We start from the raw sequence: 12,933 nt of genomic DNA, 5'->3' as shown, positions 1-12,933 counted from the left end.
CAAGGTAAATAAGCGCTCAGCAAACAAAAGCTGTTTAGTAGCGGCGCAGTTTATCAGAGTTACACTAAGCACCCTATTAAATACTGTGTTTAATTACCCAATACCTTTGCCGGATCTACGCGTGTTGCTTGCCATGCTGGATATAGCGTCGCCAATATCGCAAGCACAAAGGTGGCTATAACGGTCAACACAATATCTTGCCAAACTAATTTACTGGGCAAAAATTCGATAAAGTACACACCTTCTAGCGGGTTTTCACCCAGTAACAAGCTCAGCCAAGTAAATAGCTCACTAATATTAACTGCTAAAATCACGCCAACAATTGAGCCTAAAAGTACACCCACAAATGCTTGGGTTAAGCCTTGCATGACAAAAGTAGCCAATATGGTACTGTCTTTGGCACCCATGGTTTTTAAAATAGCAATATTGCCTTCTTTTTCACGCACTTCCATTACCAGTGAAGACACAATATTGAAACTCGCCACCGCGATAATTAAAAACACCACAATATAAACAATCGTGCGCACCATTTGAATATCTTGATACAAGCTACCTTGCGTTCTAAGCCAACTCGAAATATACACATAATCGGTAATAGTCTGGCCAACACGAAGCGCTATTTGATGCGCCGAAAACACATCATCAACACGCAAGCGTAACCCTGTTACTTGGCTTTGATCATAGCCTAAGGTTTGTTGTGCTTTGTTAAGATGAATAAAAGCAGCGCTGCTGTCGATTGGTCCGCCCATTTCTATAATGCCCGCAAGCGAGAGGGTAACACGTTTTGGGGCGAGTAATGACTGGCCTTTTTCACTAATTTGCGGGATTAACAAGGTCACATTATCACCTAATGCGATATTAAGTTGCTTAACAATTTGCTTGCCTAAAATAACATCATCACCTGTTAACTGGCTGACTAATTTACCTTGTGTAAATTGGTTAATGGCTGACACATCACCTTCCAACGAAGGCTCAACACCTCGGATCTCAACCGCTTTTAATTGGCTTTTAAATTGCGCCATACCATTAACGGCAATAAATGGGGCTGCGCCTGTTACGTGTGGTTGCTGTTTTAACTTTTCGACTTTAGTGGGCCAATCGGCAATTGGCCTACTTGGGGCAACATATTCAACTTGCGGCACTACACTTAATAAACGATGCACTAATTGCTGCTCAAACCCATTAATCACCGATAACGCCACAATTAACACGGCAACACCAAGTAAAATACCAATAGTGGATGCTTTGGCTATAAAACTTACGAAGGCATTTTTTTCATCTTTATGGCCTGAATAGGCTCTAAAGCGTTTACTAATAAAGGCACTAAGCAACATGGCTAGACTCTTTTATTGATAGTTTACCATCATCTAAGTACGCTATTTTACCCAGCTTATCTGCCAGTTCTAAATCATGAGTCACTACCACAAAGCTGGTGTTTAAACTTTTATTTAACTCATTAATTAAATCGTAAATTTTAATCGCATTTTGCTTATCTAAATTACCCGTTGGCTCATCAGCAAGTACCAGCGCAGGCTCTGTCACTAAAGCGCGTGCAATGGCAACACGCTGACGTTCACCACCAGAAAGAGCCGAAGGCTTATGGCTACTTCTGTGTGCAAGGCCTACCTTATCTAGCATGTTAAGTGCTTTCTTTTTGGCTTCTTTCGCGCTCAACCCTTTTATGAGTAATGGCATGGCAACGTTTTCAACCGCACTAAATTCCATTAATAAATGGTGGAACTGATAAATAAACCCTAAGTTTTTATTTCTGAAAGCCGCTTGCTGCGAGCGAGATAACTTAGCAACGTCTTGGTTTTTTATTTTTGCACTACCCGCACTGGCCGTGTCTAAGGTGCCTAAAATATGTAACAAGGTGCTTTTACCTGAACCTGAGCTGCCTACAATTGCCAGCATTTCACCTTGCGTTAGGGCTAAATCAACCCCTTTTAATACCTCAACCTGATTTTGCCCGTCTTGGTACACTTTACTTATTTTTTCACAACTAATTACTAAATCATTCATAACGTAATACCTCTGCTGGGTTTACTTTAGCGGCTTGGCGTGCTGGATATAAAGTCGCTAAAAAGCTCATTGCTAAGCTTAAAACGGCAATAACACTTAAACTAACCACATCAAATTTGACGGGGAGTGAAATTCCCGATAGTAAATTTAAACCAACCAAAGCCAGCAGTTCATTTATATATAAGCTTAATAAAAGACCTAAAAAAGCACCCACGGCCGTGCCAATTACTCCGTTATAGAGCCCTTGTACCATAAATACGGTTTGCACTTGGCTTGGTGTGAGTCCTAATGTTTGTAAAATTGCTACTTCGCTTTGTTTTTCACTGACCATCATGGTCAGTGCCGATACAATATTAAATACCGCCACCAGCACAATTAAGCCAAGGAGCATAGACATGATGCGTTTTTCCATCGCAACGGCGGCAAATAAAGTGCCTTGACTGCTTCTCCAGTCGGTGAGTTTAAAGTCATTGAGTATGTGTTGGCTGTCTTGCATAAATTGGTCAAGTGCAAACGGCTCATGCAGTGACACGCTTAAATTAGGTACCGTATTGTTGCTAAGTTTTAAAACCCGTTGTAGTGATACGCCACTGGTAAATGCCAGTCCCATGTCTATTTCGGAGCCAGTTTCATAGATAGCAGCAATTTTAAATAAACGTTGGCTTGGCATGCGCCCAAGTGGGGTGTACGTAGATGCGTTAGGCATAATTACACGTAACTTATCACCTAAGCCAACGCCAAGTTTGCGGCTTAAATAACGACTTATTGCAATATTATAATTATTATTTAGTACGCTTTGCCAATTGCCTTGCACTATTTTGTCGGTGATTTTATACAGCGAGCCGTTATTGTCGTAAAGCCCTTGTAATAACACCCCGTGAAGATCTTTATTGGTTTGCAATATGGCTTCACCGTGGCGGTACAAACTAACATGATCAACATACGGTGATTGCTCAAGCGCAGATTTTAACGAATTCATTTGCGCTTTGGAGTGATCTTTGGCTTGCACTTCAACGTGTGGAATAAGCCCCAACATATTTGATTTTAAACTACTCTCAAAGCCGTTCATTACACTGCTGACCGTAAAAAGCGCCATTAAACCAATCGCTATACCTGCAATAGAAAAAAACGAAATGAACGAAATAAACGCATTGCCTTTAGAGGAGCGGCTATATCTGAGTCCGATAAATAGGCTAACAGGTTGAAACATATTAATTAAAACATTAATGCCAAAAGTGTGGCGTTATAGTAGCACGAACTCAGCGCAATTGAATAACACCATAAATGTAAGAAATAATTTATAAATCTGATACTTGGCTATATTTTAAACAAGCCAGTAAACCCTGCTAAACTTTCAGCCCTGTTACTAAGTAATCAAGTAATACCCGCACATTAGTAGCCACAAATTGCCGTGGCGGATATAGACCCCACACGCCCTCTTGTTGTGGTTGGTATGCAGTTAATATAGGCACTAAATGACCGGATTTAATTTCATTTTCAATATAGTAATCTGGCAACTGAACAATACCCAAACCTTTTTTAGCGCCGTCAACCAGTGCCCAGCCGCTATTACAATGCAATCGCCCTGCTACCTTAATATGTTTATCACGATTATTTTCATTTACTCGCCAATAACTACTATTGCCAATTAAACATTGATGATTATTAAGCTCCCCCAAAGTGTGAGGCTCACCAAAACGCGCTAAATATGCAGGTGAAGCACACATAATAAATCGTCGCGAGCTCAAGCGCCGCGCTTTTAAGCTTGAATCTTTTAAATGGCCTAGTCGAATGGCTAAATCAAAGCCCCCCTCTAATAAGTTTTCTTGCTCGTTAGAGAGCGTTGCGATTACTTCTACCTCTGGGTGATCATGCATAAATGAATGCACAATGGGCATAATAAAACTTTCACCATACATAACCGGTGCTGTTAATTTAATTTTACCTTTAGGTGAGGTTTGTACCGATGCTAAGCCTTGAGTGGCCTCGTCCATTGCGTGCTGTAAATGTTTAACTTGGTGTAAAAACTGCTCGCCCTCTTTGGTTAACACAACCTTTCGAGTGGTACGTGTTAATAATTGCGTATTTAACCGTTGTTCTAGCTTTGTAACATGGCGGCTAATATGAGCAACCGATAAACCTAACGTCTGTGCAGCTTGGGTAAAACTTCCCTCTTCGCCAACAGCAATAAACTCATCAATACCTTCCCAACGCATAATTATTACCATACTGTAAAAGTGTTTTATTAAATTGAAGATTATCATTATCTGAGAAACAAATACAATAACCTCATCACCCAAACAGTATGGGTCTACAATTCATATTCAAACCACTACAAAGGATATACACATGTCTGAATTTATAAAATCAAAAGCAGCGATTGCCTGGGGCCCTAATCAGCCTTTAAGCGTTGAAGAAGTTGATGTGATGATGCCTAAAAAAGGCGAAGTAATGGTAAAAATCACTGCCACTGGTGTATGCCATACAGACGCTTTTACTTTATCAGGTGAAGATCCTGAAGGTATTTTCCCCGCTATTTTAGGTCATGAAGGCGCTGGGGTGGTTTACGCTGTGGGCGAAGGCGTTACGAGTGTAGAAGTTGGCGATCACGTTATTCCTTTATACACCGCAGAATGTGGTGAATGTAAAATGTGTACTTCAGGTAAAACAAACTTGTGTTCAGCAGTTCGCGAAACGCAAGGTAAAGGCTTAATGCCAGATGGCACCACTCGCTTTTTCAAAGATGGCGAGCCTATTTACCACTATATGGGTACATCTACATTTTCTGAATACACAGTATTGCCAGAAATCTCATTGGCTAAAGTAAACAAAGAAGCGTCGTTAGAAGAAATTTGTTTATTAGGCTGTGGTGTTACTACCGGTATGGGCGCTGTAACAAATACGGCTAAAGTAAAAGCGGGCGATACCGTGGCTATTTTTGGTTTAGGCGGTATTGGTTTATCTGCCATTATTGGCGCTAAAATGGCTGGTGCTAGCCGTATTATTGGTATTGATATTAATACCTCTAAATTTGACTTGGCGACCAAACTAGGTGCTACCGACTTAATTAATCCAAAAGACTTTGACAAGCCAATTCAAGAAGTCATTGTTGAGATGACCGATGGCGGTGTTGATTACTCATTTGAATGTATTGGTAATGTTGATGTGATGCGCTCTGCGCTTGAGTGTTGTCATAAGGGTTGGGGAGAGTCTGTGATTATTGGTGTAGCCGGTGCTGGCCAAGAAATTTCAACTCGTCCGTTCCAACTTGTTACTGGCCGTGTATGGCGTGGTAGCGCATTTGGTGGTGTTAAAGGCCGCTCACAACTTCCTGAAATTGTGGAGCGTTACATGGCGGGTGAATTTGCGCTAAACGACTTTATCACTCATACCATGAGCCTAGAAGAAATTAACGATGCCTTTGATTTAATGCATGAAGGTAAAAGTATTCGTACTGTAATTCATTACTAATACGCCCATTTCACTTAATTACCATCACAAGCCGTTGCTATTAAGTAACGGCTTTTAAGGATTGTTATGTTAGAAAATATTTCAACCGCTAAAGTAGCTGGCGGATGGCATAAGCAATACAGCCATAGCGCCTCAAGCACTCGTTGTACTATGCGTTTTGCAGTTTTTTTACCGCCAGGCGCCAGTGAAACCAATAAGGTGCCGGTACTGTACTGGTTATCAGGTTTAACCTGTACCGATGAAAACTTTATGCAAAAAGCAGGCGCATTTAAAAAAGCAGCGGAGCTGGGTATCGCCATTGTAGCGCCAGATACGAGCCCACGTGGTGATAACGTGCCAAACGAAGACAGCTATGATTTTGCACAAGGTGCTGGGTTTTACCTTAATGCCACAAAAGCGCCCTACAACACCCATTTTAATATGTATGATTACGTTGTTAATGAGTTACCGGCACTAATTGAGCAACACTTTCCTGTTACAGATAAAAAAGCAATTAGTGGTCATTCAATGGGCGGGCACGGCGCATTGATGATTGCACTTAAAAACCCACAATCGTACACCAGCTCTTCGGCATTTAGTCCTATTGTTAATCCTATGGCGTGTCCGTGGGGTGTAAAAGCATTTACAGGCTACTTAGGCGACGACAAAACAACGTGGGCACACTACGATACTTGCGAATTAATGCAACAAGCCGAGCAAGCTAACTATTTACCTATGCTGGTAAGCCAAGGTGATGCTGATAACTTTTTAGAAGAGCAGCTTAAGCCGCAAAATTTGGTCGATATCGCTAATAAAAAAGCGTATCCGCTGCAGCTCGAAATGCACGCTGGCTACGATCATAGTTACTTTTTTATTAATAGCTTTATAGACCAACACTTATTATTTCATCATCAGTTTTTATCGGCTTAGATTCATTACTGTGTAGAGTAGATTTATCTACTTCTACACATTCTTTTAAGACCTTAGTAACCTGCCTACATTTTTTAATCACACCGTTATCTTCTTTTATAAATTCAATTATGGCTTTATCAGTTTCGTAACCAAGTTTGCTAAAACTAAAACTATCTTTATCCTTTACAAAACTATTAGTGCTATTGATGTTTAACTTGGATCTCGCCGTTTCATCCAAAAATATACCCATTACTGTGCAACCACTTAATACATTTGAAAAGATAATAATTAATAAAATGCGCATGTAAACTCTCGTTGCAAATAAGCCAAATTATATACGACTTAAAAAGGGAGTGTTGTAAAAATATGTAAGCCCCACAATTTTACATAATAGAGTTTGCTTGTGTGGTACGCAGCTGAAATTCATTGCTGGGTAAAAACGCACTTTATTGTGTAAATATTGCTAACGCCACTCATCCCCCTCGATAAAACAAAGGTAACACAATGATTTTATTTAAATTAATACCTTGGTTCAATTTTTGCTACTTATTTAAAATTTATCCGTGGAAATAGCAATGGAAATTGATCTACAGTGGAGAGACATTATTGATAACTTGATTCATCTTGGCATGGCGTATTTACTTGCCCTGCCAATGGCATATGATAGAGAGCATAGCCATAATGGTGCAGGTCTAAGAACGTTTCCTTTAGTTGCCGTCGCATCATGTGGTTATGCACTGATTGCTATGTCAGTTTTGGAGGGCGCAGAGGCGCAATCTAAAATGTTACAAGGTATTATTACAGGTATTGGTTTTATTGGTGGCGGCGCTATTTTAAAAAATAACCAGTCTACATCTGGAACAGCAACAGCTGCGAGTATTTGGAATATGGGTTTAATTGGTATCGCTATTGCGTACAGCCGCTATGAAATAGCTATTTTGTTGGCAGTAATAAACTTCATAACGCTTAGGTATGTTAAAAAATTTAAATAATGAAAATTATAATTAATTGCTTAGCGCTGATGCGATCACCCTGTTAAATTCAATCTTCAAACTCGCCTTTTGATATAATATAACATATAATCAAGTTCATTTTTTTCATTCTTGTTAATTATATTTATGTCATTATCTTTATCGCAAAGTCGCTTGCATCATATTGATCTATTACGCGGCATTATCATCATATTTATGGTGATAGATCACGGCATGTATTATTGTCTAAATTATTCAGTAACTGATCCCATGACCATACCCGGAACAGATGCGCTTACTTTTTTCACACGCTTTATATCGCATTTCTGTGCGCCATTATTTGTATTTTTAGCAGGCCTCTCTGCCGCTATTACAGAGCATAAATACGCGTGTACTCGTCAGTTTGCTAACGCTTTAATAGTTCGAGGCTTAGTGCTTATTTTATTTGAGTTTACAATTGTGTCATGGTCATGGAGTTTTAATCCTCTTTTCCCGATGTTATATGCTCAAGTAATTTGGGCGATTGGCTGGGGCTTTGTGGTGCTTGGCTTGCTTCGCTTAACAGGTATATACCCTGTATTTATAGCTGGCTTATTACTGGTATTTGGTCATAACTTACTTGATGGCATTACCTTTGAAACTAATACAATAGCGCATACACTGTGGTCTATCGTTCATCAAAAAAATGTATTAGCACTGCCGTTTGGTTTTTCTATTAGAACGACCTACCCCGTTGCGCCTATTGTTGGACTCATGTGTTTGGCTTATTGTGCAGGTGTATATTATAAATCTCAGCATTATAGTAAAAAAGTGATGAATTACGCGTTTATTATGGGTATGAGCTGCCTAGCACTATATTCAATACTACGCGGCTTTAATTTATACGGTGATATGTCACAGTTTTCTACACATACAGATCCACTGCTGACTATTATGTCGTTTTTAAATCCGACTAAATATCCGTTGTCGTTACAATTTATGTTACTTACTGTAGGGCTTGGTTTAATTGCGTTAAAACTGTTGAGCCACTTAAAGGCTAGTTTTTCGCAAAATTTTCTGCAAGTACTAGGTAAAACCAGCATGTTTTCCTACCTCACTCACTTGTATTTGCTACATGCTATCAGTTGGCTTTTAATACCTGCTCTTGGTTTTAACTTTAGTGATATGACCTATGGTGAAACCCTTGTTGGCTTACCATCTGGGTATGGTATGAGTTATATTGCGACCATGGCGATGATAGCTGTAGTGGTTGTGCTTACCGCCTTACTCTCTAAGCGCTACTTAAACTGGAAATATCGTAATAAAAACAGCCTGATTGCTAAATATATTTAGTAATCGCCCCCACAATATATTGTGGGGGAAATACTCGATAAAATGTTTCGTCACTTTATCAGATAGATTAATTTAATTTTTTGAGTGCTTTTTTTAATGCATCATAATCGACATTTATAAATGATAACGCTTTGGTTCGCTCTTGTTGTTAATTGAACTCTGAATTACTCCAGACCCTAACGAAATCTACTAGCATGTTAGCCTCAAAATCATCACTGATATTCTTTTCATTACCATCCCAACCACCTACTTGTAACGATAAAATAATATAAGAAGGTAAACTTCCAACTCGGTCGTCATAGTGCTCCCAGACTTTTTCACCATCTATATACATACCGACATAACCAGGCTGCCAATGCATGCCATATATATGGAAACCATCTTAGGAATAATTATGATAAAGCTCGCCGGAATTTACTGACTTATGTTGGCTACCGTAACCATCCCAATGCAGAGCTGAGATACTGATGTCTTCCCCCCAGATACCTAAACTCTCCATAATATCAAACTCCATTCCCTGATCGAATGTAGGTGAGGTATCTCCCCAAGTGTCTTTAATTAAAAGAAATGGTTCTTGACCATAATTAGTATCTGCATAATTACCTCCACGCACAAAAGCATCTTCAGTCGGGAATAAACTTTCTTCATTTACAATTAAAGCGGGCCTATCAGAAATATTATTCGCTTCACTGCTAAAAATTTTTATAAGCTGGCTACGCATATAATTGTCAATCAATGCAAAGCTCGCCTCTTTACCAGAACTTTTTTGCTCTCTTATATAACTGGTAACATCCACTTCAATTATGTTTCCCGTAACCTCTCCATAGCTATGACTAAACCATAAGGGATCGACCTGCGGTTTAGTATTCCAAGTTACAGTATCTTGGGACCAATCTGCGGAAAGTGTTTTATGCACAGCTATGCTGCTTTGAGTGTTTGCTTCAGAGATCTTAAATCTTAATAATGCAGAAGAAATAGTAGTAGATACATCATCAAGATTAAATTTTAATAATGACTGCCTCCTATAAGTATCGTTACCATAAATGCCTTTGTCAGGTAGTAACCAAAATGCAGGCCAAGCACCATGTACTGAGTCATACTTAATTTTGGCTTCAAAGTAACCATATTTTTGTCTAAATTTACGAAAAGTACTTACCTCAGCGGCTTTATAAAAGTAACGATTGGTTCCTTGATTTAATGTGTTTTTTTCTGCTTCAAACCGTAACATTTCATTTTCAATGCGAATAGTTTCTCGCCCAGCATTACCTGTGATACCACTCATTCCTAGATATTGCTTTCCAACATGCCAATTATTAGGGTTTAATAAAGTTGAATTAAAAGTATCTTCAAAAGTCAGCTCCCAATTACCAGCTAACGGCGGAGAAATGTTATTATCTGGCTCTCCCTCAACAAAGGAAACCGAGTCCATGTAAAATCTACCTGTTCCAAGAGGGCCTTGAATACCAATAGCCAGGACTTTCTCATTTACATCAAGATTAAAGCCATTGAGATTGATTCTAATCGTGTGCCATGTATCGTCTGAAAAATTATTATGGCCAGGCAAACCATCCAATGTCCAAAATTCGTTATTGGTTTCATCAAGATTTATTTTTAATGAATCGTTACCGCGACGAAACATTAAAGTGCCCTTATTTCCTGATTTTCTGTATATTTTTGCCTCAAGTATTGAATTTTTAAAAGGAGGTACTTGAGCAATACGTAATCCTGATTGAGTCCAGTAGTGTGCCTGCATTAATATAGCTCTTTCGCCATCAGCTACAGGCTCACCAATTTTAGTTAAAGTCGATTCACTAGATGAGGTTGACCACAATGAAGTACCATTACGTGGTTTGTCATCAAATAAAATAATAGACGCAAAACTAAGTTTAGACAGAAAGAGTAAAGTACATAAAGTGAGACTTTTTTGCCCTATAAGCCAGCGTTTTAATGGTATTAATTTCATCACTACTCCTAAAGTAATTAATAAAATTGAGTATTTAACCTATCTGAGCAAAAATTATAGTAACTATTTATAAAGTTCTTGATGCATAATAAACAACACTTTTTAACTTAATAAAATAAATAACATACTACTAATTAATTATTATATTGTATGCAACAAACCTAATATTTTCAATTTATCAAGGTGCTTTATTTTTAATGCGGAAGAAGAGATTAGTAATTTGAAGTATTTGCAAAGAGGTGAAGTTTTAATATTTTTGTTAAGGAACTAATTAGCGCATTAGTTAAACTACAATATGGGTTCATACATTAAAAAAGGCGCTTAAAAAGCGCCTTGCTAACAAGTATGTGTGCTTAGAACATATCTTGATAGGAATTTGTTGTATTGAATATAATTGCTTTTTCAAAGCCTGGCAGCTGAATGCTGTGCTCATCAATAACAATGTCATTTTCATCAATCAGCCCATCACCAAAACGATAAACTAGCGCGTATTGACCTAAATCTGCTTGTTGTTGATAGTGCTGTTGTGCTTCATTTACCGCTGCATGCTTGCTGGTATAAAGCCCCATCATTTCATCGCCATGACGCTTAGCAAGCATCTGCATCGTTACTTTTGCTGAAAGCACTGTGGCTGTTGCATTATTACCACCAAACCCTTTAGAGTTTATAAATGCAATATCCATATCACCACAATCATAGTGACTGTTACGAATATCTAAATGATCTGCATAAACATCATCAGCCACTTTATCTATAGTGGTAATACCCGGCATAATATTATGACTAAATACACCTAAGGCAATGGCAAGCTGATCGCCACTGGCAGGTGCTATAGTATGGCCAACATACGCTTTAGGGGCGGTTACTTTCCAATTATCTATTGCAAATGTTTGCGCTACTTTATGATAAATTAACGACTCAGTTACGCGGTTTTGTGGTGTGCTTGAACCATGGGCTAAAATAAAGCTACGTTGCTGTAATGCCTCTTTACCTAGTAAGCTACTGGCAAGTGCAGCCGATTTTGCCATGGTAATGTAGTTACCAGGCCCAGGTGAAGTAATTGATTTTTTTACTCCATCGGCGTTAACAAATACATCAGGCACACAGCCCATAATGTCTGCACCTAGTTCAAGTGCCAGCGCATCATCCATTAATATAGCCACTTGTGCGCCTTCACCTAAAGTAAAGCCACAGTTTTCGCCAAATGGGCGGCTGCTTCTACGATAATCAGGTTCATCGTCATTACTTAAATCATCTAAGCGGCGCAAACCTTCAATATTAGCCAGCGCACTCATATTGCCAAAGCCTTCAACCACTTCAGGGGTAATCGCACATTCTACACTTGCCACAATTGCAACACGTGTACGCCCTGCTTGTATATCATTTACTGCTGCGCGCAAGTTATATAAAAAAGTAGCACACGCACCCGATGTAGAAAAAGTAGTCCCTACATTGCCCGTAACATAGGCATTGATAAAATCGGTCGACATTGTATTTAAACCCAGTGCTAGCTGCTTAGTGCTGACGCGATCACCCTGCTGGCGCGCTTTGACTAACCCACCTAAGCCTTTATCGTCCATTTGGCCAATAACCGATGCTGAATAGGTACCAATTTTATCAGGCTCAACACTATTCATAATGTATTGCCAATCAAGTCCGGTTGATTTTATTGCATCGGTGGCAGCAAAAATAGTGGCTTGTAAACCACGAGGTTGGTAGCGGCTATTGTACATAATTGACGGATCAAACCCTGTGGGTAGTTGCCCAGCAGATTTAATTGGATTATCGCGAGTAGAATCATGTTTAATATCAAATTGAGCTGCAATAGTTACTTTCACTTTTTTATTTTCAAGCTCTTCTACGTGCCAACTTTCAGGTACTGGCGAAGGTAAATCACGACGGCGTGTTTCAAACACAATCGCGTTTTCATCCGATGCGGTTAACGTCATTTTTTGCTGCCATGGTGTGGCATCTACATCAAAATGTTGTTTTTCAATTTTGCGAATTAATGTACCTGCAATAATTTGCTCACCAAAACGTGCTTCTATGTCGCTTTGCTCAACATTATTGCCTTGCATGTCTTGTAGTTGTCCATTCACAACACTCACTAAATTCATTAATGTCGCGAGGCCTAAAAATGTTTCTTGGCGAGCTTGAGACTCTAAGCTATCTAACACGATACGACGATAACCTTGATGAAAAGAAGTACGGCCAGCGGCATTAATGCCTCCCATGCCGACAATGACGGGTAATGCGGTCATAATTTACCTTTAAAAAAACGTG

The 12,933-nt window shown here is 39.2% G+C and carries 12 protein-coding genes; 4 read left to right on the top strand and 8 right to left on the bottom strand.

Features of this window, described 5'->3' with window-relative positions; translation table 11 throughout:
- Positions 1–89: 89 nt before the first annotated feature.
- The 4 genes from ABZP26_RS07725 to ABZP26_RS07710 all read right to left on the bottom strand — a co-directional run bounded on the left by ABZP26_RS07725 (position 90) and on the right by ABZP26_RS07710 (position 4,241).
- On the bottom strand, positions 90–1,334 hold the full coding sequence (locus ABZP26_RS07725; protein ID WP_368485575.1) for a lipoprotein-releasing ABC transporter permease subunit: 1,245 nt from the start codon (positions 1,332–1,334) through the stop codon (positions 90–92).
- Positions 1,324–2,022, bottom strand: a complete 699-nt coding sequence (gene lolD / locus ABZP26_RS07720) for a lipoprotein-releasing ABC transporter ATP-binding protein LolD (protein WP_013464853.1) — start codon at positions 2,020–2,022, stop codon at positions 1,324–1,326. The genes ABZP26_RS07725 and lolD overlap by 11 nt, the downstream gene beginning before the upstream one ends.
- Positions 2,015–3,232 carry a lipoprotein-releasing ABC transporter permease subunit gene (locus ABZP26_RS07715; RefSeq protein WP_024601043.1) on the bottom strand — a complete coding sequence of 406 codons (1,218 nt, stop codon included), beginning with the start codon at positions 3,230–3,232 and terminating at the stop codon, positions 2,015–2,017. The genes lolD and ABZP26_RS07715 overlap by 8 nt, the downstream gene beginning before the upstream one ends.
- A 136-nt stretch (positions 3,233–3,368) precedes the next feature.
- Positions 3,369–4,241 (bottom strand): LysR family transcriptional regulator, encoded by an 873-nt coding sequence (locus tag ABZP26_RS07710; RefSeq protein ID WP_171046528.1) that lies wholly within the window; start codon positions 4,239–4,241, stop codon positions 3,369–3,371.
- A 130-nt stretch (positions 4,242–4,371) separates the two neighbouring features.
- Here ABZP26_RS07710 and ABZP26_RS07705 point away from each other — a divergent pair, with 130 nt between their 5' ends.
- On the top strand, positions 4,372–5,493 hold the full coding sequence (locus tag ABZP26_RS07705) for an S-(hydroxymethyl)glutathione dehydrogenase/class III alcohol dehydrogenase (protein WP_008110499.1): 1,122 nt from the start codon (positions 4,372–4,374) through the stop codon (positions 5,491–5,493).
- A 66-nt stretch (positions 5,494–5,559) separates the two neighbouring features.
- On the top strand, positions 5,560–6,402 hold the full coding sequence (gene fghA, locus ABZP26_RS07700) for an S-formylglutathione hydrolase (protein ID WP_013464849.1): 843 nt from the start codon (positions 5,560–5,562) through the stop codon (positions 6,400–6,402).
- Here fghA and ABZP26_RS07695 read toward each other — a convergent pair.
- Positions 6,356–6,688 carry a hypothetical protein gene (locus ABZP26_RS07695; RefSeq protein WP_013464848.1) on the bottom strand — a complete coding sequence of 111 codons (333 nt, stop codon included), beginning with the start codon at positions 6,686–6,688 and terminating at the stop codon, positions 6,356–6,358. The genes fghA and ABZP26_RS07695 overlap by 47 nt on opposite strands.
- A 271-nt stretch (positions 6,689–6,959) precedes the next feature.
- Here ABZP26_RS07695 and ABZP26_RS07690 point away from each other — a divergent pair, with 271 nt between their 5' ends.
- Entirely contained in the window at positions 6,960–7,376 is a 417-nt protein-coding gene (locus ABZP26_RS07690) for an MgtC/SapB family protein (RefSeq protein ID WP_013464847.1), read from the top strand.
- Between the two features lie 126 nt (positions 7,377–7,502).
- Positions 7,503–8,687, top strand: a complete 1,185-nt coding sequence (locus ABZP26_RS07685) for a DUF1624 domain-containing protein (protein WP_020476964.1) — start codon at positions 7,503–7,505, stop codon at positions 8,685–8,687.
- A 148-nt stretch (positions 8,688–8,835) separates the two neighbouring features.
- Here the strand turns inward: ABZP26_RS07685 and ABZP26_RS07680 are convergent, their stop codons facing one another.
- The 3 genes from ABZP26_RS07680 to ABZP26_RS07670 form a co-directional block, all read right to left on the bottom strand.
- A complete protein-coding gene (locus tag ABZP26_RS07680) occupies positions 8,836–9,057 on the bottom strand; it encodes a family 16 glycosylhydrolase (protein ID WP_368485615.1) in 222 nt (73 codons plus the stop codon).
- Between the two features lie 12 nt (positions 9,058–9,069).
- Positions 9,070–10,650 (bottom strand): DNRLRE domain-containing protein, encoded by a 1,581-nt coding sequence (locus ABZP26_RS07675; RefSeq protein WP_368485574.1) that lies wholly within the window; start codon positions 10,648–10,650, stop codon positions 9,070–9,072.
- A 353-nt stretch (positions 10,651–11,003) separates the two neighbouring features.
- Entirely contained in the window at positions 11,004–12,911 is a 1,908-nt protein-coding gene (locus ABZP26_RS07670; protein WP_058154549.1) for a beta-ketoacyl synthase, read from the bottom strand.
- Positions 12,912–12,933: the final 22 nt, after the last annotated feature.

It is taken from the genome of Pseudoalteromonas sp. SD03 (genome assembly GCF_040937955.1).
In the GTDB taxonomy this organism is placed as follows: domain Bacteria; phylum Pseudomonadota; class Gammaproteobacteria; order Enterobacterales; family Alteromonadaceae; genus Pseudoalteromonas; species Pseudoalteromonas tetraodonis.
The sequence above is the reverse complement of the archived record's forward strand: the minus strand, read 5'-3'. Positions and strand labels throughout refer to the sequence as shown.